Source organism: Flavobacterium terrigena (genome assembly GCF_900108955.1).
Taxonomy (GTDB): domain Bacteria; phylum Bacteroidota; class Bacteroidia; order Flavobacteriales; family Flavobacteriaceae; genus Flavobacterium; species Flavobacterium terrigena.
This window is the reverse complement of sequence record NZ_FNYA01000013.1, coordinates 13,443-37,528: the sequence shown is the minus strand read 5'-3', so window position 1 is coordinate 37,528 and position 24,086 is coordinate 13,443. Positions and strand designations below refer to the sequence as shown.

At 31.9% G+C, this 24,086-nt stretch carries 19 protein-coding genes; 10 read left to right on the top strand and 9 right to left on the bottom strand.

Annotated elements, in window-relative coordinates:
• The 4 genes from BMX42_RS14235 to BMX42_RS14220 form a co-directional block, all read right to left on the bottom strand.
• A partial coding sequence (locus BMX42_RS14235; protein WP_143055663.1) for a fibronectin type III domain-containing protein occupies positions 1-1,245 on the bottom strand: 1,245 nt, incomplete at its 3' end.
• Positions 1,246-1,386: 141 nt separating this feature from the next.
• Positions 1,387-3,048 carry a helix-turn-helix domain-containing protein gene (locus BMX42_RS14230; RefSeq protein ID WP_218141452.1) on the bottom strand — a complete coding sequence of 554 codons (1,662 nt, stop codon included), beginning with the start codon at positions 3,046-3,048 and terminating at the stop codon, positions 1,387-1,389.
• A gap of 248 nt (positions 3,049-3,296) precedes the next feature.
• On the bottom strand, positions 3,297-4,511 hold the full coding sequence (gene odhB, locus BMX42_RS14225; RefSeq protein WP_091316062.1) for a 2-oxoglutarate dehydrogenase complex dihydrolipoyllysine-residue succinyltransferase: 1,215 nt from the start codon (positions 4,509-4,511) through the stop codon (positions 3,297-3,299).
• Between the two features lie 64 nt (positions 4,512-4,575).
• Positions 4,576-7,344 carry a 2-oxoglutarate dehydrogenase E1 component gene (locus BMX42_RS14220; protein ID WP_091316060.1) on the bottom strand — a complete coding sequence of 923 codons (2,769 nt, stop codon included), beginning with the start codon at positions 7,342-7,344 and terminating at the stop codon, positions 4,576-4,578.
• Positions 7,345-7,514: 170 nt separating this feature from the next.
• Here BMX42_RS14220 and BMX42_RS14215 point away from each other — a divergent pair, with 170 nt between their 5' ends.
• The gene (locus BMX42_RS14215) at positions 7,515-8,024 is read left to right on the top strand and encodes a hypothetical protein (RefSeq protein ID WP_245748299.1); all 510 of its coding nucleotides are present in this window, start codon (positions 7,515-7,517) and stop codon (positions 8,022-8,024) included.
• Here BMX42_RS14215 and BMX42_RS14210 read toward each other — a convergent pair.
• Both BMX42_RS14210 and BMX42_RS14205 read right to left on the bottom strand, forming a co-directional pair.
• Entirely contained in the window at positions 8,021-8,374 is a 354-nt protein-coding gene (locus tag BMX42_RS14210; protein ID WP_091316053.1) for a hypothetical protein, read from the bottom strand. The two genes, BMX42_RS14215 and BMX42_RS14210, sit on opposite strands and share 4 nt — an antisense overlap.
• A 43-nt stretch (positions 8,375-8,417) precedes the next feature.
• A complete protein-coding gene (locus tag BMX42_RS14205; RefSeq protein WP_091316075.1) occupies positions 8,418-9,392 on the bottom strand; it encodes a polyprenyl synthetase family protein in 975 nt (324 codons plus the stop codon).
• A gap of 146 nt (positions 9,393-9,538) precedes the next feature.
• Here BMX42_RS14205 and BMX42_RS14200 point away from each other — a divergent pair, with 146 nt between their 5' ends.
• From BMX42_RS14200 to BMX42_RS14175, 6 genes are all read left to right on the top strand, one after another.
• The gene (locus BMX42_RS14200) at positions 9,539-10,075 is read left to right on the top strand and encodes a YceI family protein (protein WP_091316048.1); all 537 of its coding nucleotides are present in this window, start codon (positions 9,539-9,541) and stop codon (positions 10,073-10,075) included.
• 1 nt (position 10,076) lies between these two features.
• Positions 10,077-11,171, top strand: a complete 1,095-nt coding sequence (locus tag BMX42_RS14195; RefSeq protein ID WP_091316046.1) for an MBL fold metallo-hydrolase — start codon at positions 10,077-10,079, stop codon at positions 11,169-11,171.
• A gap of 132 nt (positions 11,172-11,303) precedes the next feature.
• Positions 11,304-11,900 (top strand): TetR/AcrR family transcriptional regulator, encoded by a 597-nt coding sequence (locus BMX42_RS14190; RefSeq protein ID WP_091316042.1) that lies wholly within the window; start codon positions 11,304-11,306, stop codon positions 11,898-11,900.
• Positions 11,901-11,913: 13 nt separating this feature from the next.
• Complete coding sequence (locus BMX42_RS14185) at positions 11,914-13,257, top strand: TolC family protein (RefSeq protein ID WP_091316038.1); 1,344 nt, start codon at positions 11,914-11,916, stop codon at positions 13,255-13,257.
• A 19-nt stretch (positions 13,258-13,276) separates the two neighbouring features.
• Entirely contained in the window at positions 13,277-14,404 is a 1,128-nt protein-coding gene (locus BMX42_RS14180) for an efflux RND transporter periplasmic adaptor subunit (protein WP_091316035.1), read from the top strand.
• 72 nt (positions 14,405-14,476) lie between these two features.
• Positions 14,477-17,950, top strand: coding sequence for an efflux RND transporter permease subunit (locus BMX42_RS14175; protein ID WP_091316030.1), 3,474 nt, complete (start codon positions 14,477-14,479; stop codon positions 17,948-17,950).
• Between the two features lie 182 nt (positions 17,951-18,132).
• Here the strand turns inward: BMX42_RS14175 and mscL are convergent, their stop codons facing one another.
• Genes mscL through BMX42_RS14160 form a run of 3 tightly spaced genes read right to left on the bottom strand, consistent with a single transcriptional unit; the run spans position 18,133 to position 21,585 of the window.
• A complete protein-coding gene (gene mscL, locus BMX42_RS14170) occupies positions 18,133-18,504 on the bottom strand; it encodes a large conductance mechanosensitive channel protein MscL (protein WP_091316026.1) in 372 nt (123 codons plus the stop codon).
• Positions 18,505-18,561: 57 nt separating this feature from the next.
• Positions 18,562-20,994, bottom strand: coding sequence for a bifunctional UDP-N-acetylmuramoyl-tripeptide:D-alanyl-D-alanine ligase/alanine racemase (locus BMX42_RS14165; protein ID WP_091316022.1), 2,433 nt, complete (start codon positions 20,992-20,994; stop codon positions 18,562-18,564).
• A complete protein-coding gene (locus BMX42_RS14160) occupies positions 20,995-21,585 on the bottom strand; it encodes a thymidine kinase (RefSeq protein ID WP_091316019.1) in 591 nt (196 codons plus the stop codon).
• A 240-nt stretch (positions 21,586-21,825) separates the two neighbouring features.
• Between BMX42_RS14160 and BMX42_RS14155 the strand changes: the two genes are divergently transcribed.
• From BMX42_RS14155 to BMX42_RS14145, 3 genes are all read left to right on the top strand, one after another.
• Complete coding sequence (locus BMX42_RS14155; RefSeq protein WP_091316016.1) at positions 21,826-22,944, top strand: hypothetical protein; 1,119 nt, start codon at positions 21,826-21,828, stop codon at positions 22,942-22,944.
• Between the two features lie 81 nt (positions 22,945-23,025).
• Positions 23,026-23,727, top strand: a complete 702-nt coding sequence (rsmI, locus tag BMX42_RS14150; RefSeq protein WP_091316068.1) for a 16S rRNA (cytidine(1402)-2'-O)-methyltransferase — start codon at positions 23,026-23,028, stop codon at positions 23,725-23,727.
• On the top strand, positions 23,720-24,061 hold the full coding sequence (locus BMX42_RS14145; protein ID WP_091316071.1) for a HopJ type III effector protein: 342 nt from the start codon (positions 23,720-23,722) through the stop codon (positions 24,059-24,061). Before rsmI ends, BMX42_RS14145 begins: the two co-directional genes overlap by 8 nt.
• The last annotated feature ends 25 nt before the right edge of the window (positions 24,062-24,086 follow it).

Sequence of the window (24,086 nt, the reverse complement as noted above, 5' to 3'; positions counted from 1 at the left end):
ACTTGGTGCAGGCGTAGGGGCTACCCATGCAATATTATTTGTTGTCGATGTTAAACCATCATAATATAGTTGTGTTGGTGCGTTACAACCTGTAGGGGTAGCACATGTAATAGAACGCACTCTTGAAGTACCTTGAGTACCACAATTGGCATTGCTATTAATGTGGTATCTAATAACTCCAGTAAAATTAGAATTCCATGTTAATGGTGTTAATCCACTTGCTAAAACCGCTGTTCCTGTAGCATTAGTTATTGTAATATAATCTGTAGAAATTGAACTAGTAAAAGTATATTGTTTATTTGACAATGCATTTACATTTGAATATTCTCCTGCATAAGCATCTGTAGCGATTTGTTCAGTACTTCCTGTACAAGAAGGTGTAAAAGTCGCATCTGGATATAACCCATAAATTGCACCATTACAAATTAATGCTGGTGGTGTAGTAAAATTACCACCAGAGACCCACACTCCAGTTGTAGCTCCACAATTAGAGCGTATCCAGTAGTAATAGGTAGTACCTGCCGCAACATTTAAAGATATAGAGGTAGATAAGTTAGTTGTACTAAATAGTGTAGGAGTAGAATTCGCATTAGGAGCGCTATTTGTTGTAACGATATAAATATCATAATTAGAAGAAGGCACTGGTGACGCAGCTGTCCAAGTCATTTTACAAGAATTAGATGTTATATTTGATACATCTAAATTTGAAGGTGGTACGCAGTTTGATGCATCAGCACATCGAATATAGCGAGACCTGTTCGCTTGTTCACTACCACAATTAGCATTTGAATGAAGGTAATAACGGATAATACCTGTGATACTTCCAGAATCCCATATTACTGGTTGTGTTCCGCTAGCATAAACAATAGTTCCAGTTTCATTAGTAATTGTAATATAATCAGTTGATACAGAGCTCGAGAACGAATATTGTTTGTTTGCAATTACATTCACATTGCTATATTCACCTGCCCAACTTTGGCTGGTAATTGTTTCATAGTTTCCACTACAGTTTGGTGTTATGGTATTACTTGGAAATAATCCGTTTGTTGCAGAGGTACATCCTGTGATTACCGGACTATTTGTTGTTTGCGCAAACACCAAAGGATTTGGAGAAATTTTCAGTCCACTGCTTGTAGCTTGATGAATCCCATTAGGATATTTGATCCCTGTTGTGCTCTGAGCTGAAATTTTTGATGCCATAAAAAAAAGCACCAAGAAAAAGGATAAAGTAATTTTCTTCCTCATTTTATAAACTTTGTAATTAATATTAAAGATTAGACCAAAAATAATTTTTACAAAGTATTCAAACAATTTATCTATATGATTATTTATAAATAATCATATAGATAAATAAGGTTTATTTTATTGATATTGAGTTGTTTATATTTAATTTTTTAACTTTTCAATATAATAATTAGGAGAAAGGCCTGTTTGCCTTTTAAAAACACGAACAAAAGTATTTGCATCTTTATAACCGACTTCTTCAGCTATGGCTTGCAAGGTATATTTACGATAATGTGGTGTGTCAATAAGTTTTTGAAGTATATATTGAATTCTCAATTCTTGCATATATTCTGAAAAGGTTTTTTGCATTACCTGATTGAAGTATTGTGACAAATAAGCTGTGTTTGTATTTAATTTTTTAGCTACAAAAGCCAACTTGAAATTTGGATCTAAAAAAGTTTTTTTCTGCTCTATTTTTTTTAAACCTAATGCTATTTTTTCAATAAGCTCATCATCAATTATTTGCTTAGGTTGTGTTTCAGTTTTATTGATTTGGGTTGTATTAATCCCTAAAACTTGAGATTCTCTTAAGTTTTGAATAATTTTTAAAAACCGATAATGCTTTTCCTTCTGAACTTTATGATAATAATAAAAGCTATAAATTACTGAAGCTAAGATTATTAGTATTCCAAAAAGAGAAATTTTAAAATAATTCTTAGATGCAATTATTTTATTAGACTCCGCTTTTATTTTATTTAAATCATAATTGTGAAGAAAATTCAAAGATTTATTTTTTATTCCTCCTATTGAATGTATTAATTCTAAACTTTTCTGAGCATAGAGATAAGCATTCTTGTTGTCATTTTTTTCACTATAACATTGTGTCATAATGTTATATGCCATTAATAGATTTTCTTTTGAAACCTTAGTTACTTGATAATTTTTTATGTATTTTTTACAATAGAAAAGTGCAGAATCAACTTGTGTTAAATGGCGAAAACAATCGGCCATTCCTAAATCAAATAACTGTTCTGTTCTTATATTATCATGAATAACAGGATACTTTTTTCTTTTTCTATATAAGGACAATGATTTAACATAATTCCCTGCTAAAGCCGCACTTTTTGCTTCTCGCATGCATAATAATGCTTTCGTATACTCTGGTTGAAAATCATCTTGTAGCATCATTGTTGCGGCTACATTGAAGTAGTAATTTGCAGAATCTAAAAGTACTGTTTTTTTGGATTGGATATAATATTTTTGATAGGCTTCGCCTATGATGTTATATTTATCTGCAAATAATTTTTTATTCATTACTTTTTTTTCACCTACTCCTAATTTCAGATGTGGTGAAGTCTTTAATTCTCTCTTCAATAAAGCAATCCCATTAACACAATCACCCATAGCTACTTTAATCAAACCGTATTGCTCATTAAAATGATTATTGGGTAAACGCTTTTTATACTTATCAAGACAAAACAGTGCCGAGTCATACTCACCTAAATTCTTATAGATGTAGAAAAGTTTGTTGACACACATTCCCATCAAATCTTGGTAAACTTTGCTAGATTTAGGGATGTCGCTTTTCTCAATGTTTTCTATAAGTGCGATGAGCAGTTGTTTAGAATGAATAAACTCTGATTTACTGTAGAAATAACTGGCTACATGATATTTGCCGAAAAAACTAAATAACTCGTTTTTAGAATTACTAATTTCCAATGCATCTGCATAAGCTTTCTCAGGATTAGATATGAGTTGTTCCTGAATACTTCGCGTTCTTTTAATCTCAAATTCATTTAAATTTTGAGAAAATACCGAAGGCATTGATATTAATATTATAAAAAAACAGATAAATTTATGCATCTTGAAAAACTGAAAAAAACTCAATTATAAAATTTTATAAGTGTTGAATTAAAACATAAAACTATGATATTTTTTAATTTATTTTGGGATTAATTTTTATTTTTTAGACTTAATTTTTTTTATGTTTAAAATTTGACTTATCATTTTTGTTTTAAAAAAAATCCCACTTATAATTAGTGGGATTTAATATAATTTATATGTAATAAATTCTAAAGTTCTAAAGCTTTCTTAGGATTGTTGTCCATTAATAATTCCATTGGGTTTTCTAATGCTTCTTTAACCGCTACTAAGAAACCAACAGATTCGCGACCGTCAATAATTCTGTGGTCATAAGATAAAGCCACATACATCATTGGGTGAATTTCAACTTTTCCGTTTACGGCAATTGGACGCTCAATAATATTGTGCATTCCTAAAATTCCAGATTGAGGAGGATTGATAATTGGCGTAGATAACATACTTCCGAAAACTCCACCATTTGTAATTGTGAATGTTCCACCAGTCATATCATCAACAGTAATTTGTCCGTCACGAGCACGCAAAGCTAAACGCTTAATTTCTGCTTCCACACCACGGAAAGTTAATAATTCTGCATTTCTAACTACAGGAACCATTAATCCTTTTGGTCCAGAAACAGCAATTGAAATATCAGCAAAATCAAAAGCTACTTTATGGTCACCATCCATCATTGAATTTACATCTGGATATAATTGTAACGCTCTTGTAACTGCTTTTGTAAAGAAAGACATATAACCTAAACCAATACCATTGTGTTTTGCTTTAAATTCGTCTTTATATTGGTTTCTGATAATATTAATTGGCGTCATGTTTACTTCGTTAAAAGTCGTTAACATTGCCGTTTCGTTTTTGGCCGCTACTAAACGCTCAGCTACTTTTCTACGTAACATAGAAAGTTTTACTCTTTCCGTTCCACGAGAACCTCCAGTTGGAGTTCCCATTGCTGGAATAGCGTTTGCTGCATCTTCAGTAGTAATTCTTCCACCTTTTCCTGTTCCAACAATGTCAGAAGGAGAAATGTTTTTTTCATCTAATATTTTCTTAGCTGCTGGAGATGGAGTTCCAGTTGCGTAAGTTTTTTCAGCAACTGGTGCCGCTTTTACTTCTTCTTTTTTAACTTCTGGTGCTTTTTCAACAGCAGGCGCAGCAGTTGCTCCGTCTGGTTTTGCAGCAGCCGTATCAATATGACAAACTACTTGTCCAACAGCCACAGCATCACCTTCTTCCGCTTTAAGCGTAATAATTCCGCTAGCTTCTGCAGGTAATTCTAAAGTTGCTTTGTCTGAATCTACTTCAGCAATAGCTTGATCTTTTTCAACGTAATCTCCGTCTTTTACTAACCAAGTTGCAATTTCAACTTCGGTGATAGATTCTCCCGGTGATGGGACTTTCATTTCTAAAATCATATTCTGTCGTTTTAAGTTCTAGGCTAAAATGCTTCCTAAAATTATATTAATGTGTTGATAACTATTATTGAAATAAATTCTTGTCAAAAACCATAGCAATGGCATTCGCTTGACGTTTTTTCGAACGCTCGTAACTTCCTGCTGCTGGTGCACTGTATGCTTTTGGCGATGCTAAACGTAATTTTACTAAATCGAAATTCATTAACATAAATCCGTAAGCTCCCATGTTTTTAGGTTCTTCTTGCGCCCAAACATAATCGTCAACATTTGGATACGAATCGATAATCGCTTTGATTTGATCCGTTGCTAATGGGAACAATTGCTCTAAACGAACAACAGCTACATCATTTCTTCCTAATTCTTCACGTTTTGCAATAATATCGTAATATACTTTTCCTGTACAGAATACTAAAGACTTGATTGCTTTTTTATCTGTAACGTTAGGGTCGTCTAATATTTCTTGAAATTGTCCGTTTGCTAATTCTTCCGCAGTTGAAACCGCTTGTGGATGACGTAATAAACTTTTCGGTGAAAACACAATTAACGGTTTACGGAATTTAGTTTTCATTTGTCTTCTCATCAAGTGGAAGAAGTTGGCAGGAGTCGTAACGTCTGCAATATACATGTTGTGTTTGGCACACATTTGTAAATAACGTTCCATACGAGCAGAAGAGTGTTCTGCACCTTGATTTTCATAACCGTGAGGCAATAAGAAAACCAATCCGTTTTGATTGTTCCACTTGTCTTCACCAGCAGAAATGTATTGGTCAATCATAATTTGCGCTCCGTTAGAGAAATCTCCAAATTGTGCTTCCCAAATAGTTAGTGTGTTTGGCGATGCTAAAGCGTAACCATATTCAAAACCAACTACACCATATTCTGAAAGGTGAGAATTGTATATATAAAAGTTTCCTTTTTTGTTTTTAACGTCGTTTAATAAAACAACTTCTTCTTCTGATTCTTCTACTTTTATTACGGCATGACGGTGAGAGAAAGTTCCTCTTTCCACATCTTGTCCAGAAATACGAACATCGTAACCTTCAGTAATTAATGATCCATATGCTAATAATTCTCCCATTGCCCAATCTAATTGGTCTTTTTCGAAGAACATATTTTTTCTATCACCAATTAATTTCGTGATTTTGCTAATGAATTTTTTATCTTTTGGTAATTCTGTAATTGTAGAAGCAATTTCAGTTAATTGTTTCTTATCGAATTTTGTATCAAATTTAGAAAGCATCACATCATCTGAAACTTGTTCGAAACCTGTCCATTCGTTTTGCATAAATGGAGAAATAACCGTTAAGTTTTTCTTACGAGATTCTTCTAAATTTTCATCTAGTTTTGCTTTGTAAGCCTCTTCTAAAGTTTTTACATAAGTTCCATCAATTACACCTTCGTTTTGTAACTTTTCAGCATAAAGGTCTCTTGAATTTTTATGTTTAGAGATGGCTTTGTATAATTTTGGTTGAGTAAAACGAGGTTCGTCACCTTCGTTATGACCATATTTTCTGTATCCTAATAAATCGATAAATACATCGCCACCAAATTCCATACGGTAATCTAAAGCAAATTTCATCGCATGAACTACTGCTTCTGCATCATCTGCATTTACGTGTAAAACTGGCGATAACGTTACTTTTGCGATATCTGTACAATAGGTTGATGAACGTGCATCTAAATAATTTGTTGTAAATCCAACTTGGTTATTAATTACTAAGTGAATTGTTCCACCCGTTTTATAACCATCTAATTTTGCCATTTGGATAATTTCATACACAATACCTTGTCCAGCTACAGCTGCGTCACCGTGAACGGCAATTGGTAAAACTTTTGAAAAATCGTCAGCGAAATATCTGTCTTGTTTGGCTCTTGTAATTCCTTCAATAACTGCACCAACAGTTTCTAAGTGAGAAGGGTTTGGTGCTAAGTTTAAATTGATTTTTTTACCAGAATCTGTTACTCTATCTGAAGTTAAACCTAAGTGGTATTTTACGTCACCATCAAAGTGCATGTCTTCATCATAATCTTTTCCGTCAAATTCTGAGAAAATATTTTGTGTGTTTTTACCAAAAATATTGGCTAAAACATTCAAACGACCACGGTGTGCCATTCCCATTACAAATTGTTCAACCCCTTTTTCTGCAGCAGCTTCCACTAAAGCATCTAAAGCAGGAATTGCAGCTTCACAACCTTCTAATGAGAAACGTTTTTGACCTACATATTTGGTATGTAAGAAAGTTTCAAATGAAACCGCTTCGTTTAATTTTTTTAATATATTTTTCTTTTCATCAGCTGAGAAATTCGGCTGATTATCGTTAAGATCTAATCTGTTTTTAATCCAATCTTGTACTTTAGGCTCTCTAATGTACATGAATTCCACTCCAATTGATGAGCAATATACACTTTCAAGGTGCTTGATAATATCTGCCAAAGAACTTGGTTGCATATTTACCATTTTTGCTGCATCAAAAACTGTAGTTAAATCGGCTTGAGATAACCCGAAGTTTTCAATTGCTAAAGTAGGGGAATAGGTTCTTCTATCTCTAACTGGATTTGTTTTTGTAAATAAGTGACCGCGAGTTCTGTATCCGTCAATTAATTTCAGAACATTAAATTCTTTTTGAATTTTGTCTGAATTTCCACCAGATGCTAATCCGTTTGCAGTATGAGCGATTTGCTCACCAGGATTAGAAAATTCATTGGCGAAATCAAAACCTTGAAAAAAACTTCTCCAACTTGGTTCTACACTATCCGGATTTTGTAAATATTGGTCGTATAAATCTGCAAAAAATGCAGTATGTGCTGCGTTTAAAAAGGAAAACCTATCCATAATTCTGTCTTGATGACGATTTGGTTAAAAAAATTTATGCAAAAGTATAAACTTTTACGCTAAAAGTTCAAAGAAATTTATACTTTTATCTTGATATTAACAAATAAGTGATATTTACAATGAAATTAGACGTAAAGTTGATTAAAATACTTTTTTATTCACTAGTTTTTTTGAAGACTGCAGTCGTGTTTTCGCAACATGATAGTATTCCTAAAATGAAAAATGTATTTTGGGAAAAAGTTCAGTTTGGTGGTGGATTAGGATTAGCGGTTGGAAATGGCTTTACAAACGTATCTATTTCTCCAACAGGATATTATAATTTTGATAAAACGTTTACAGTTGGTGTGGGTGTAACAGGAAGTTATGTGGCCCAAGAACAGAATCCTTCTAACTTTAATTCTATTGGATATAAGTCGACTATTTTTGGTGGAAGTTTAATTGGATTAGTGCATCCAATTGAAGAAATTCAACTTTCTGCGGAATTGGAACAGTTAAAAGTTACCCGAAATTTCGATGATGATTTCTTAATTGATGACACTTTTTGGAACACAGCTTTGTTTTTAGGAGCTGGCTACAGAGCACAAAACGTAACTTTCGGAGTAAAATTTAATGTGCTGCATAAACCGAACAATCATGTGTATTCTCAATCTTGGGTGCCTTTTGTAAGGATAATGTTTTAATATTTATTTCGAAACCAAACCTTTTGCCATTCGCGTTTTAAGATTAAAAAAGTTACGTCTTCAGACAATTTAAAAACATCTGAACCATCTAGTTTTTTAATTTGTTCTTCCGAAACATCAATGATGTAAAGTAAATTTAAGTATTCAGCAAATTTGTAATTTATCAATTTTAGAATTTTTTCTTGAACCAATAATTTCAATTCAAACGGAAAAATATCCAAAGGAATATCTATATTTTCATTAGCTAAAGCAAAATCTTTATTAGTTTGCTCAATTAATTTAAAATATAAATGCTGCTCTTCGGCTTGCTCGATTAAAGAATCAATTGATATTGGTGGTAAATAACTCATTTTTTTAAATTGAAAATTGACACATCGAGAATTGGCACATTATTTAAACGTTTCTATTCATTAATTTTTCGCCAAACATTCTTAAAATCATTTTTTTATCTTCAGAAATGTTCATTTTTTCTAACGTTTCAAATGCTTTTTCAGTATAATTAGCAATTGCGTCTTGTGTGGCTTTACTTGAACCCGAAGCGTTAAAAATAGCTTTCACAGCATTTATTTTATCGGTATTGTCATTCGGTTGAATCGAAAATAAATGCAACAATTGTTGTTGGTTTTCTTCGTTCGAAAACGCCATGGCTTTTAAATACAAATAGGTTTTTTTGTTTTCAATAATATCACCACCAACTTGTTTTCCAAAAGTTTCTGGATCTCCAAAAGCATCTAAATAATCGTCTTGTAATTGAAACGCAATTCCTAAATTCAATCCGAAATTGTAAATTAAGTCAGCGTTTTCTTCAGAAGTTTCGGCTACAATCGCACCCATTTTCATCGCTGCACCTAATAAAACGGCCGTTTTGTATTCAATCATTTTTAAATACTCTGGAATGGTAACATCATCACGTGTTTCAAAATCCACGTCATATTGTTGTCCTTCGCAAACTTCTAAAGCGGTTTTGCTGAATAATTTCGCTAAAGCTTGAAATATTTTTGGTTCGTAATCTTCAAAAAATTGATATGCTAAAATTAGCATCGCATCACCAGATAAAATCCCAGTATTAATGTTCCATTTTTCGTGAACAGTTACATTTCCGCGTCGCAATGGCGCATCGTCCATAATGTCATCGTGTACTAACGAAAAATTATGAAAAACTTCTACCGCTTTTGCAGCCGAAATGGCTTTTTTATAATCACCATCAAAAATATCAGCCGCCATTAATGTTAAAACTGGTCGAATTCTTTTTCCACCAATAGATAAAATATAAGAAATTGGTTCATATAAACTGGTTGGATTTTGATTTACAGCAATCGAATTAAATTCTTCGGCAATTGCATTCTGGTATTCTGATAATGTAAGCATACTTGTAATTTTCGGTAAATTTAAACTAATAATTGCAAAATAACTCATTTATTCAAATGTTAAATTTATGTGAAGATTATGGAAACTATTTTAGTTTCTAAAGTTTCCTTTCTACATTTGTCCCATAAATTTTAACATCCTACAAAATGACAAATACAAAATGGAACCTAAATGTAAATCAATCTGATTTCATGGTTAGAGCAAAAAATTCAATTATTGCCTATTTGGATAGTTCATTTAATGAGCTTTCGAGTTCAATAGATATTGTTAATAATCAACTGATTAATGCCAATTTGGAATTCGTTTTAGATGTGAATAAAAAAGAAGGCAAATTAGAACATATTGACAGTAATTTAAAATTACAAGATTATTTGAACGTGAGTCAATATCCTTTAGTGGTTTTTAAATCCATTTCATATGAAAAGATAAATGAGAACATCAATTTTGTAAAAGGCTATTTGACTATAAATAATATTACAAAAATTGTGGAATTGGATGCGAAAATTGTGGAATTAGAAAACACAAATACTTCTTCAAAAGTTTTAGTAGAGATTATTGGAGAAATCAATCGTCAAGATTTCGGCTTATTTGCTAATTCTAATTTACAAAATAATGGTTTGTTAATGGGTTACAATTTAAATTTAACGGCCAATTTAGAATTTACTACTAATACAATTAATTAAAATGATACTTGCATTAATTATAATATTTGCTCTTGTGTATGGAATTAATCTATTCATGAATCAAGAACAATTCGGAAAAAGACCAACAGGAGAGAGATTAGAATTGATAAAAAAATCTCCAAATTATAAGAATGATTCTTTTCAAAATTTAAGTCACACACCAAGTTTAACAGAAGGAGTTTCGATGTTTTCAGTCTTGAAAGAGTTTTTATTTAAGAAAAATGAATTGAAAACACCAAATCAAGCTATTCCAACCGTAAAAACCGATTTACTAAACTTAAATCCGTTAGAAAATGTGGTTATTTGGTTTGGACATTCGTCTTATTTCATTCAAATTGATGGAAAAAAGATATTGGTAGATCCTGTTTTAAGTAATTCTGTTTCACCACTTTCTTTTACGAATAAAGCTTTTGAAGGCACAACTATTTATACCACTGATGATATTCCAGAAATTGATTATTTGTTTATTTCACACGATCATTGGGATCATTTAGATTATAAAACGATACTAAAATTACAATCGAAAATTAAAACAATAATTTGCGGATTAGGAACGGGTGCACACTTTGAGCATTGGGGTTTTGATAGCGATTTAATTATAGAAAAAGATTGGAAAGAAACGATTACATTGGAAGATGGTTTTATTGTAAATACAGTTCCAGCCAGACATTTTTCAGGGAGAAGTTTTGTAAGAAATAAAGCGCTTTGGATGTCGTTTGTCTTACAAACACCAAGTTCAAAATTATTTATTGGCGGCGATAGCGGATACGATTCTCATTTTGAAACGGTAGGAAAAGAATTTGGACCATTTGATTTGGTTTTTTTGGAAAACGGACAATATGATAAAAGTTGGAAATACATTCATATGACACCAAATGAAGTACTACAAGCAGCTGTTGATTTAAAAGCAAAAGCATTATTTCCAGTGCATTCTTCCAAATTTGTATTGGCAAACCACAATTGGAACGAACCACTTTCTAGAATAAGTGAATTGGCAGAAACCATTAAAATTAATTTATTCACGCCATTAATTGGTGAAAAAATAAATATAAATTCTGAAAAAACATTTCCAAAATGGTGGGAATTTTCTAATTAAAAACAGGTTAAAGTAAATGTTAAATTATTGTGAAGATTAAGGAAACTATTTTAGTATTAAAAGTTTCCGTCTTACATTTGCAGTCGAAAATAAAGCTGCATAAAAGAATTTTTGCAAAATACCCCAATAAAAATGAAAGATAAAATCATCAAAAAAGCAACAGACATGTTTTTGAAATTAGGTTTCAAAAGTGTGACTATGGATGATATTGCTGGCGAAATGTGTATTTCGAAAAAAACCATTTACAAATATTTTTGTAATAAAGAGGTTTTAATTGAGGAAGGAACTGCTGCAATACATAATGAAGTTCATGAAATTATTGATGAAATTGTAGCTAAAAACTACAACGCAATTGAAGAGAATTTTGAGATTAGAAAAATGTTTAAGGAAATGTTTAAATCAGTAAATGATTCGCCAATTTACCAATTGAAAAAACATTATCCAGAAATTTATTCTAAAATGATGGCGAATAAATTGGACGATTGTAATGTCATGTTCAGACAAAATATTGTGAAAGGAATTTCGCAAGGTTTGTACAGAGAAAACTTAGATATTGAAAAGTACATTAGGTTTTATTACATGTTAATATTTACAATTAACGAAACCATTGCTTCTGAAAAAGAAGCTTTAGAATTAGAGTTAGACGCTTTAGAATATCATACCAGAGCCATGGCAACATTAGCTGGAATTATAGAATTAGAAAAACAATTACACTTAAATAATAATTAATACATCAGATAGAATGAAAATAAATTTTAAATTATTTCTTTTTCTTTTAGCATCAATAAGCGTGTTTTCGCAAACGGAAACTACTTCTTCTAGTTTCACTTTGAAACAAGCAATTGAGCAAGCACAAAAGAACAATTACAGCGTAGTAAACGCCAATAGAGATTTAGAAATTGCCAAGCAAAAAAAATGGGAAACTACGACAATGGGTTTACCACAATTAAACGGTTCGGTAAATTATCAAAACACTTTTGAATTTCAAAAACAAGGAGCGGCCGGAAACGCATTCAATCCAATGGCAGATCCTAATGATATCACATTATTAGCTTTTGGAACAAAACACACTGCAATTGGTAATTTAACATTAAGTCAGTTAATTTTTGATGGTTCGTATTTGGTTGGATTACAATCGGCGAAAACGTATTTAAAAATTTCTGAAAATGCACAAGTTAAAACCAATCAGGAAATTAAAGAAATTGTAATTAATTCTTACGGAAATGTGCTTTTAGCAGATGAAAGTATTTTAATTATCAATAAAAATAAAGTGGTTTTAGAGAAAATTCTTTCAGATACTAAAGAGATTTATAAAAACGGTTTAATTGAAGAAGAAAACATCGAACAACTTCAAATTACTTTAAACTCTGTAAATAACGCTTTAGAAAATGTTACTAAACAAAGAGTTATTGCTTTAAACATGGTGAAATTATTATTGGGAATTAATTTAGATGATCCGATTCTTTTATCAGACAATTTAAAAACTTTAACTCAAGAAAATATCGATTTACAAGTTTTAGCATCGGAATTCAATGTGAATAATAATATCGATTATCAAATTGGGAAAAACGTTGAAGAAAGCAAAAGATTAATAGTAAAATTAGAAAAAAGTAAAGCATTACCATCTTTAGGAGCGCAATTAAACTTCGGTTATAACGCGTTTTCAAACGAATTTACATTTTTTAATGCTGATCAAAAATGGAGTAATTATTCTAATCTTGGTGTTGGATTAACGGTGCCAATTTTCAGTAGTGGTGCAAGAAGTTCTCGTGTACAACAAGCAAAAATTGATTTAGAAAAATCAAGAACGCAGTTGACAGAAACAGAACAAAAATTGAAATTGCAACATCAAAAAGCTAAAAGCGATTACGAATACAGTATCAATCAATATAACAATGCACAAGCCAATTTAAAATTAGCAGAACGTATTGAAAACAAACAACAAGTGAAGTTTAAAGAAGGTTTGTCTTCTAGTTTTGACTTTGCAGAAGCACAAAAACAATTATATACAGCTCAACAAGAAGTATTACAAGCCATGCTTGAAATCGTAAACAAAAAAGCAACTTTAGAAAAATTATTAAACTAACTATAAAATTAATTTAGATATGAGAAAAATATTAATACTAGCAACAAGTCTTTTATTAGTAGCTTGTGGTGGAAAATCTACAGACGACTTAATTAAAGATAAAGATTTAACAGCATTAAAAACTAAAAAAACAGAACTTCAAGCAGAAATTGCAAAAATTGACGCTGCTTTATTAGGTGGTGGAAAAGCTCCAGAATCTGAAGCGTTAGTTTCTGTATTAACTGTAAAAGATACCGTTTTCAATCATTATTTAGAAATTCAAGGAAGTGTTGACACGAAAGAAAATATTTTAGTGCAACCAGAATTTAGCGGAACATTAACTTCTTTAAATGTAAAAGCGGGTCAAAGAGTTTCTAAAGGTCAAATTTTAGGAAGAGTTGATGATGCAGGAATGTCTCAGCAATTAGCAAGTATCGAAAATCAATATGCTTTAGCTAAAACTACTTTTGAAAGACAAAAAAATCTTTGGGATAGAAAAATTGGATCTGAAATTCAATATTTACAAGCACAAACTCAAATGATTTCTGCACAAAAATCGGTTGCACAAATGAGAGCTCAGGTTTCAAAAACATTAATTCGTGCGCCTTTTTCAGGAACAATTGATGAGGTTTTCGTAGAACGCGGACAAGTAGTTTCTCCAAATCCACAAGGTTTAATGAGAATTGTAAACTTATCAAATATGTTTGTTTCTACAACGGTTCCTGAATCATATATCGGAAAATTAAAAGTAGGTACAACTGTAGATGTTTTCTTAACTTCTTTAGGAAAAACATATAAAGGAAAAGTACGTCAGGTTGGAAGTTTCATCAACCCAAGTAACAGAAGTTTTGGTATCGAAGTAAGCGTTCCAAATCCAGATAATTTATTACGTCCAAACCAAGTTGCTAAACTTAAAATCATTGATTATACAGCTAAAAATGCTTTAGTTGTTCCAACAAATGTGGTTCAAGAAGATGGTGAGAAAAACAAGTTCGTTTTCGTAGCTACAAATGTAAATGGTAAAAAAGCAGTGGCTAAAAAAGTAATTGTAACGATTGGGAAATCATCTGATAATGTAACAGAAGTTTTAACTGGATTATCTGCAAATGATGTTGTAGTTACTGAAGGTGTAAACACTATTTCTGACGGAATGAAATTAAATTTCTAAAAATAATTGTTCAATTTTCAGGTTGTTTTTAAAACACTTAAACCTGAAACTTGAAACTTGAAACCAAAATATATGAGTCATCAAAGTAAAGAATTCGGAATATCGAGTTGGGCTGTAGACAATAGAGTTACAGTATATATCTTGACATTGCTTATTGTTATTACAGGAGTTATTGCCTATATAACAATGCCACGTGAAGATTTCCCAGAAATTATTGAAAATAAAATATATATTTCTTCAGTTTTCCCAGGAAACTCTGCGGAAGATGTGGAAAAATTAATTGTAAAACCTCTTGAAAAAGAAATTAAAAACATTTCTGGAGTAGAAAAAATCACGTCAAGTTCATTCCAAGATTACGGAATGATTATCGTTGAATTCGGTGATAAAGTTGGAGTGGAAGAAGCCAAATCTAAAGTTAAGGACAAAGTAGATATTATAAAAGCAGATACAGATTGGCCAAATTTAGATAATGGAAGTAAAGTAGAACCAAATGTTTTTGAATTGAATATTTCGGAAGAAGTGCCAATTTTGAACATCAACTTGAAAGGAAATTATACGACACAACAACTTAAAAAATATGGAGAATTACTTCAAGATGATATTGAAGAAATCCCAGAAGTTAAAAAAGTTGACATCTTAGGTGTAGACGATAAAGAAGTAGAAATTGCAGTAGATATTTTCAAAATGACTGCAGCTCAAGTTTCTTTTGACGAAATTCAGAATGCAGTTAAATATGAAAATATGACGCTTTCTGGAGGAAATTTAATTTCTCAAGGTTCTCGTAATAATATTAGAATTGTTGGAGAAATCAAAGATCCAAAAGAATTAGAAAACGTAATTGTAAAATCATTCGGTGGAACAGTTTACTTAAAAGATATTGCCGTTGTAAGTTTCAAAGAAAAAGAAAAAACAACGTACGCTCGTGAAAAAGGAAAAGAAGTAGTGATGTTGAACGTGAAAAAACGTTCGAATCAAAACATGATTTCTGCTATTGAACAAGTAAAAGAAAAATTAGAAAAAGCGAAAGAATCGTATTTGCCGTCTAATTTAGTATTAGAACTTTCAAACGACCAATCTTCTCGTGTAGAACACCAAGTTGACGAATTATCCAACCACATTATCTTCGGAATTGTGTTGGTAATGATTGTGTTAATGTTCACAATGGGGTTAAGAAACTCATTATTCGTTGGAGCAGCGATTCCACTTTCGATGTTAATGGCGTTTACCATTTTATCAGCAACCGGATTAACACTGAATACCATGGTGCTTTTCGGATTGGTAATGGGATTAGGTATGCTTGTAGATGACGGAATTGTGGTTGTGGATAACGTTTTTGCCAATATGAAAAAAGGTATGGATAGAGTTCATGCTTCTAAAATTGGTATTGGTGAAATCGCTTGGCCAGTAATTTCTTCTACAGCAACTACATTAATGGCGTTTTTACCATTCTTATTATGGCCTGGAACTATGGGTAAATTCATGAAATATTTCCCTATTACATTGTCCGTAACTCTTACAGCTTCTTTATTCGTAGCGATGGTAGTAAATGCGGCTATGACGGGAGGTTCTATGGATACAGAAGACAGAAATGTTTCTAATAAATCGGCAAAATTATACACTATTATTTTTAGTGTTATCGCTATCGTTTTCATTCTTATCGGAAATTTAGCTGGTATAAAATTTGTAAGAGCGATTGGGCATTTAGCAGTAATTTCATTAGTATTAATGTGGTTATATAAACTGAAATTGTACCAATGGACACAAGATTTCCAGCATAACTTTTTTCCTAAAATGGAAAACAAGTATAAAAGCTTTTTAGCTAAAATTTTAACTGGAAAAAGAGCTTGGTTGGCTTTAGCAGGAATTATTGGAATGTTATTTTTCTCATTTATTCTATTAGGAATTTTCCCGAGAAAAGTATTGTTTTTCCCTGATAATATTCCAAATCAAGTTATTACTTATATCGAGTATCCACAAGGAACAGATATTTCAAAAACGAATAAAGCGACACTTTTTGTTGAAAAACAAGTGATTGAGATTTTAAATAAATATGTAGATCCAAAAACGAACAAAAATTTCTTAGCAGAAAGTATTGTTTCGCAAGTTGGAGTTGGTGCTGGTAACCCGAATGTTGATGCAGGTTCCGCTTCTGAAACACCATATAAAGGTAAAGTAACAGTGAATTTCTCAGAGTATAAATTCCGTCAAGGAATCAATACCACTCAGGTTTTAGATGAAATTCGTGCGAAAGTAAAAGGTATTGCAGGCGCAACTGTAACTGTTGAAAAAGATGCAAACGGACCGCCAGCTGGTTATCCAATTAGTGTACAATTAACAGGAGCAGATTATCAAGAAATGTTAATTGAAGCAGATAAAATGATTGCTTATATCAATTCTAAAAACATTCCAGGTATTGAGCGTTTAAGTGTTGATGTAAACAAAGAAAGTCCAGAATTAGAAGTGAAAGTGGACAGAGTAAGCGCTGGAAGTTTAGGTGTTTCTACTGGTCAATTAGGTTTCAATTTACGTCGTTCAGTTTATGGTCAGGAAATCTCTACTTACAAAGAAGGTGATGACGATTATAACATTACAATGCGTATGCAAGAAGACCAACGTAAAAATGAAAACGTATTGTTCAATCAGTCGTTAACATTCCGTAATCAGAATAATGGTCAAATACAGCAAGTGCCAATTTCGGCAGTTTCTAAAACGAATAAAACAACCACTTACAATCAAATCAAAAGAAAAAACCAAAAACGTATTATGACGGTTTATTCTAATGTATTGACAGGTTACAACGGTGATGAAATTACGAAACAAATTGCTGCTGAATTAGAAACGTACAAATTACCAAAAACGGTAAGCTATTCGTTTTCTGGAGTGCAAGAAGAACAAGGAAAAAACCAAAGTTTCTTATTGTATGCGCTTTTCTTAGCTTTAGCAGGAATTATGATTATTATTGTATTACAGTTTAACTCGGTTTCTAAAACTTTAGTAATTCTATTCACAGTATTATTAAGTTTCAGTGGAGTTTTCTACGGATATGTGATTGCGAATATGGATTTCGTTATCCTGATGACCATGATGGGAATTATTTCGCTAGCCGGAATTGTAGTGAAAAACGGAATCGTATTGATGGACTTCTTCGTATTGTTATTAGACAAAAAAGTAGCTGATAATAACATGAAAAGCCATGACGATTTAACTTTAGAAGAAATAAAAGAAGTAATTATCGAATCTGGAAAATCTCGTTTAAGACCAGTATTATTAACAGCTTTAACCGCAGTATTAGGATTAATTCCGTTAGCAATTGGTTTAAATTTCGATTTCTTCTCTTTAATTACAGATTTCAACCCACATTTATATATGGGTGGTGATAACGTAATTTTCTGGGGACCATTAGCATGGACAATTATCTTCGGATTAACATATGCAACCGTACTAACTTTAGTTATGGTTCCAGTAATGTTCTACTTGGTAAAAAGAGTAAAATATTGGTTAAGAGACAGAAAATCAAAACCAGAAGTTGAAGAAATTACTGCTTAAGTTTTAGTTTAATTTATTTGTAAAAAGGCAATCTCTTTATTGAGGTTGCCTTTTTTGTTTTTTATCTATCTGAAAAATTTACCGCAAAGCATTTAAAAATAAATCAGTCAAATCCGCGTAGGCATAAAAAAAATCCAAAAACAAAAGCCTTCGGATTCTTCAATCTATATTTTAAATAGAAATTATTTTTTCAATAAATCTCTAATTTGTGTCAATAATTCTTCTTGAGTTGGTCCAGCTGGTGCAGGTGCTTCTTCTGGTTTTTTCATTTTATTTACCGATTTTACTAATAAAAAGATAACAAATGCAATAACTAAAAACGCAATAACAGCCGCTAAGAATTTACCATATAAAATTCCACCATCGGTTTTTAATCCAGCTAAATCTTCCACTTGAGCTGCTTTTAATGCTGGATTTAATAAGGCTGGAGTAATTACATCATCAACTAATGATTTTACAATTCCGCCAAAAGCACCACCAATGATAACTCCGACCGCTAAATCCATTACATTACCTTTTGCAATAAAGTCTTTAAATTCTGACATCATTCCCATAATTCTATAATTTTTAGTTAGTATATCACGAAGTTAAATAAATTTTTAACAATTTTTTTAATTTTTGTAGAAAATTCGCTTCACTCGTTGCGAAATACTCGTTAAAATCTCATACGGAATAGTCTGACAAACTTTTGCAATTTCAGTTACATGCGGATTTTCGCCAAAAATAATAACTTCATCTCTTTCGTTGCAATTAATATGTGTCACATCAACCATTAGCATATCCATACAAACATTGCCTAAAATTGTCGCTTCTTGGTTGTTGATGGAAACAAATCCTTTTTCATTTCCCCAAGCACGTCTAATTCCGTCAGCATAACCAATTGGAATCGTAGCAATTCGCATCTCTTTTTTTACCATAAATTTTCGACTGTAACCTATGCTATCATTTGCTTCAACCGTTCTTATTTGCGAAATAATACTTTTTAAAGTGCTCACATTTTGAAGCGAATTTTGTTCGTCTTCAGAATTCCCAACACCATAAATTCCAATTCCTAAACGCACCATTTCATATTGGTATTCAGAAAAATTAAAAATGCCTGAAGTGTTCAAAATATGACGAATCGGTTGAATGTTTAATGTGGTTGAAATTTGATTAGAAATCGATTCAAATAATTGAATTTGTTGTAAAGTAAAATCCTTAAAATCTAAATTATCTGTTGCCGCTAAATGTGAAAAAATACTCGCTACTTTTACAAAATTATTGTGTTGTAATAGCGAAATTAATTCAGAAACATTTTCCTCTTCAAATCCCAAACGATGCATTCCGGTATCAATCTTCAAATGAATCGGATACGCGTTGAGGTTTTTTTCTTTGGCTAAATCTATAAAAGAGGTCAAACCAGAAATATTATACATTTCAGGTTCTAAATGATAAGCAATCATCGATTTGTAACTACTAATTTCCGGATTCAAAACCATAATTGGTGTTGTAATTCCAGCTTTTCGAAGCGCAATTCCTTCATCGGCGAAAGCCACACCTAAATAATCCGTTTTTAAATGTGCGAGTTGTTTCGCAATTTCATAACCACCATTTCCATAACCAAAAGCCTTCACCATCACCATAATTTTGGTAGAATTTTTTAGCCTTTTTTTGTAAAAATTATAATTAGAAGTTAGCGCGTCCAAGTTAATTTCTAAAACCGTTTCATGAACTTTTTCTTCCAATAAAACGACAATTTCATCGAAGTTAAAACTACGAGCGCCTTTAATTAAAATGGTTTCGTTGTTAAATGAATCGGTATTGAATTGTTGTAAAAACGCATTCGTATTCGCAAAAGAAATCACATGAGGCAAATCTTGAAAATAGTTTCCAATAGTTTCTCCAATGGTTATAATTTGAGTAATATTATTTTGTTGTAACAACTTGATAACATTACTATAAAGCTCTTTCACATTCAATCCACTTTGAAAAATATCCGATAAAATAATGGTTTTTTTCTGATGCAGTTTTTGTTGTTCTAAAAAGTCTAAGGCAATTTTTAAGGATTGATAATCGCTTGAAAAACTATCGTCAATCAATAAGCAATTGTTAATTCCTTTTTTGGCTTGTAAGCGGATTTCGATATTGTATAGTTTCGAAACACGTTCTTTAATTACGGAAATATCCGTTTTTAAATACAACAAAGTTGAAATACAAGTTATTGCATTTTCAATAGAAATATCATCTGTAAATGGCAATGAAACTTTAAAGGTTTCGTCTTTAAACTGAATTTCTAAGGTGGTTTTTAAGTTGTTTTTGACTTTGTTAAGCACAAAAATATTGGCTTTTGTATCTTCAAAACTCCATGTAAAAGTTGGAGCTGTAATATGTTTTTCAATCCAATCGTTTTTCTCTAAAATCACGATTTCAGAATCTTTAAACAATTGGCATTTTTCAATAATTTTTTCTTCAACAGTAGTGAAGCCTTCTTGGTGTGCGTTGCCTAAATGTGTGAAAATTCCAATATTCGGTTGAATGATTTCTGCTAATTTTTGCATTTCGCCTTTTAACGAAATTCCAGCTTCAAAAATCCCTAACGTATGATTTTCATTAATTCCGAAAATAGAAAGTGGCACTCCAACTTGCGAATTGAAACTTTTCGGACTTCGAACGACAGAAAAATCGGGACTCAACAAAAAGTTCAACCATTCTTTTACGATGGTTTTTCCGTTACTTCCAGTAATTCCAATCGTTTCAATTTGGAATTGATTTTTATATGCTTTTGCTAAATTTTGTAAGGCATTTGTTGTGTTTTCGACCACACAAAAATGTGCTTTTCCAGCTACATTTGCAGGAATATATTCTACTACAAAATGTTGTACGCCTTTTTCAATTAAGCTTTCAATAAAAATATGGGCGTCGTTATTTTGTCCTTTTAAACAGAAAAACAAAGTTGCGTTACCGTTTTGTAAACTACGACTATCAATAGAAATATGGTCAAATTCAATGCCTGAATCGGAGAAATTTAAATTTGCTGAAGTTAAAATAGCTGAATTTATTTTCATTTACTCTTCTTTTTCTTCGCGCATCGCTTTGTAATAGGCAGATCTGCTCAAAGGTTCATATTCTTCCGTTTCACCAAGCATCACTAATTTTTCATCAGCAGATTTTCTAAAACTATAATGGGCTAAATTTCCTGTTCTGGTGCAAACGGCATGAACTTTCGTTACATATTCGGCAGTTGCCATTAGCGCTGGCATTGGTCCGAACGGATTGCCTTTAAAATCCATATCTAAACCAGCGACAATTACACGAATTCCGCTATTGGCTAAATCGTTACAAATATTTATAATTTCATCGTCAAAAAATTGGGCTTCATCAATACCAACCACATCACAACCTTGTGCTAAAATTCTAATATTTTCAGCAGCCGGAACTGGTGTAGAACGAATTTCGTTTTTGTTGTGCGAAACCACCATTTCATCATCATATCGGGTATCAATTGCAGGCTTAAAAATCTCCACTTTTTGCTTGGCAAATTGGGCTCTTTTTAATCTACGAATCAGTTCTTCGGTTTTGCCTGAAAACATCGAACCGCAAATAACTTCTATCCAACCAAACTGTTCTTCCTGATTTACCGTATTTTCGAGAAACATTTTTCTTTTTTCTAAAATTAATTTTACAATAATAACAAAGAATTTTGAAACAAAACCCAGCTTTCATTAATTAACTTTAATGAAATATTTAAGTTCTGAAAATTTGTGATTATCTGTGTTGAAAAATTGATATAAAAATGTTTTTTACAACTAACAGAAACACGTTTTTTCTTTTACCTTTGTAATTATAACAAAAATATAAAAATCACCGCTATAAAAGTTCAACACAAACAAAAAGTTATGAAGAAAAAAATTGAAGGCGAATTAATTAGCATAGCGCACCGTTTATTAAAGCTAAAAAACCATACAGAAACTATTCAATTACATGAAGAGGTTAAAAAACTGTACGAACAATTAACGCTATTGAAATTTTACGAAGCCAATACAGCTTTAGTAAATGAAGAATTTTCTGAAGCGCTTTTTGAAGAAAAAGTAGCCAAAATTGTGGTTGGAACTATTGAGGTGGAAGATGAGGAAGAAGAAATGATGGAATTGGCTTCCAAAGAACATATCGCCCAAATTGAAGAAGAACTTTTTGAGAAAAACGACATTTCTCACGAAGCGTTTCCAGGAAATGGAGATATTGAAGTAGAAATGGCTTCTAAAGAACATATTGCACAAATTAAAGAAGAGCTTTTCAAGAAAAATGACATTTCTCATGAAGCGTTTCCTGCAAAAGATACTTCGACAAGCTCAGCAACCGAAAAAGAAGAAGTTAAAGAAGAAGTTGTTGCTGAAGAAACAAAAAATGAAGTTGTAGAAGACAAAAAAGAGAAGAAAGAAATGACTTCAAATCCGGAAATTATTGGAACTAAAGTTTCGAAACAAATTTCTATGGATGATATTTTGGTGCACGATTATCAAGCTACGATGTTCGTTAAAAAAGACGAACCAATCATTGAAGAATTAATTAAAGAACCCGTTTTTGAAGCGGTTCAACCGGAAGTAACTTTAGAAGAACAAGAAATTCCTGGAGAAGTAAAAGAAGAATTAGATAAGTCTGATGAAGTAGAAGTAGTTACAAAAGAAGAACTTGTTGTTAAAGAAGAAGTTGTTGCTGAAGTTAAAGAAGAACCAACCCGAGGCGAAGCCGAATCGAGCGGAGCTAAAACGGAAACTGTTCCAACTGGGAAAGCGATTGTTTTAGGTTTAAACGATAAAATTGCTTTTGAGAAAAATTTATTTGCTGGAAATGGAGACGATTTAAACCGCGTAATTTCTCAACTAAACACCTTTACAAATTGGGACGAAGCAAAATCTTTCGTTTTAGATTTCGTAAAACCAGATTATAACAATTGGGAAAATAAAGAAGAATTTGAAGTTCGATTTTTAGAAATTGTTGAAAATAAATTTAAATAAAATTTTTGCAACAATCGTCAGTTCGAGTGTTCCGATGAAGAATGAATCGGAATGTATCGAGAACCTTTCATTCTTAAATTTATGAGCAAATTATACATAGTTCCCACGCCAATTGGTAATTTAGACGACATGACTTTTCGTGCCATTCGCGTACTAAAAGAAGCTGATTTAATTTTAGCTGAAGACACACGCACTAGCGGAAAATTACTAAAGCATTTTGAAATTTCTACACACATGCACAGTCATCACATGCATAACGAACACAAAACGGTGGAGAATTTAATTACTCGATTAAAAGGTGGTGAAACGATTGCTTTAATTTCTGATGCAGGAACTCCAGCCATTTCGGATCCTGGATTTTTGTTAACACGCGCTTGTGTGGAAAACGGAATTGAAGTGGATTGTTTACCAGGCGCGACAGCTTTTGTACCAGCTTTGGTTAATAGTGGCTTGCCCAACGATAAATTTATTTTCGAAGGATTTTTACCTGATAAAAAAGGGAGACAAACGCGTTATTTGGCTCTTGCCGAAGAAACTCGAACCATGATTTTATACGTTTCTCCACATAAATTACTAAAAACCTTAGCGGAATTTATCCAATATTTTGGCGCAGACAGACCAGTTTCTGTTTCCAGAGAAATATCCAAGCTACACGAAGAAACTATCCGCGGAACAGCCGAAGAAGTCTTAAAACACTTTGAAGCGAAACCACCAAAAGGTGAAATTGTTGTGGTTGTTGGTGGGAAAAGTTCAGAAAAAGAAAAAAAATCAAAAGATGAATAGTTTAATAAATTTCATAGAAAAAATAAAGAGTAATCAATTTGTTTCTTTTCCAGAAACCATCGCTCACATTGATGAAAATTATACGTTCACACCTACGACTTTCAAAAACGGGAATCAAATCAATAACGCTGGTGAAAATAATGGTTCGTGTAAAATTTTTGCTTTTGCACAATTACAGCAATTAACCAAAGAAGAAACGTTGAGTTTATTCGGTGATTTCTATCAAGATGTATTAAATACACCAGACGCCACAGATCATCAAAACATTAGAAATTTCATGATTTTTGGTTGGGAAGGGATTCAGTTTGAAAGTGTGGCTCTAGAGAAGAAATAGCTTTTTTAAACATATAAGTCATATA

Excerpts from the sequence above, each read along its gene's own strand:
- BMX42_RS14200 (WP_091316048.1), top strand. The coding sequence starts at position 9,539 with ATGACAAATACAAAATGGAACCTAAATGTAAATCAATCTGATTTCATG.
- BMX42_RS14145 (WP_091316071.1), top strand. The coding sequence starts at position 23,720 with ATGAATAGTTTAATAAATTTCATAGAAAAAATAAAGAGTAATCAATTT.
- BMX42_RS14175 (WP_091316030.1), top strand. The coding sequence starts at position 14,477 with ATGAGTCATCAAAGTAAAGAATTCGGAATATCGAGTTGGGCTGTAGAC.
- BMX42_RS14190 (WP_091316042.1), top strand. The coding sequence starts at position 11,304 with ATGAAAGATAAAATCATCAAAAAAGCAACAGACATGTTTTTGAAATTA.
- rsmI (WP_091316068.1), top strand. The coding sequence starts at position 23,026 with ATGAGCAAATTATACATAGTTCCCACGCCAATTGGTAATTTAGACGAC.
- BMX42_RS14195 (WP_091316046.1), top strand. The coding sequence starts at position 10,077 with ATGATACTTGCATTAATTATAATATTTGCTCTTGTGTATGGAATTAAT.
- BMX42_RS14185 (WP_091316038.1), top strand. The coding sequence starts at position 11,914 with ATGAAAATAAATTTTAAATTATTTCTTTTTCTTTTAGCATCAATAAGC.
- BMX42_RS14205 (WP_091316075.1), bottom strand. The coding sequence starts at position 9,392 with ATGCTTACATTATCAGAATACCAGAATGCAATTGCCGAAGAATTTAAT.
- BMX42_RS14220 (WP_091316060.1), bottom strand. The coding sequence starts at position 7,344 with ATGGATAGGTTTTCCTTTTTAAACGCAGCACATACTGCATTTTTTGCA.
- BMX42_RS14180 (WP_091316035.1), top strand. The coding sequence starts at position 13,277 with ATGAGAAAAATATTAATACTAGCAACAAGTCTTTTATTAGTAGCTTGT.
- BMX42_RS14165 (WP_091316022.1), bottom strand. The coding sequence starts at position 20,994 with ATGAAAATAAATTCAGCTATTTTAACTTCAGCAAATTTAAATTTCTCC.
- BMX42_RS14155 (WP_091316016.1), top strand. The coding sequence starts at position 21,826 with ATGAAGAAAAAAATTGAAGGCGAATTAATTAGCATAGCGCACCGTTTA.
- odhB (WP_091316062.1), bottom strand. The coding sequence starts at position 4,511 with ATGATTTTAGAAATGAAAGTCCCATCACCGGGAGAATCTATCACCGAA.
- mscL (WP_091316026.1), bottom strand. The coding sequence starts at position 18,504 with ATGGGAATGATGTCAGAATTTAAAGACTTTATTGCAAAAGGTAATGTA.
- BMX42_RS14230 (WP_218141452.1), bottom strand. The coding sequence starts at position 3,048 with ATGCCTTCGGTATTTTCTCAAAATTTAAATGAATTTGAGATTAAAAGA.
- BMX42_RS14160 (WP_091316019.1), bottom strand. The coding sequence starts at position 21,585 with ATGTTTCTCGAAAATACGGTAAATCAGGAAGAACAGTTTGGTTGGATA.
- BMX42_RS14210 (WP_091316053.1), bottom strand. The coding sequence starts at position 8,374 with ATGAGTTATTTACCACCAATATCAATTGATTCTTTAATCGAGCAAGCC.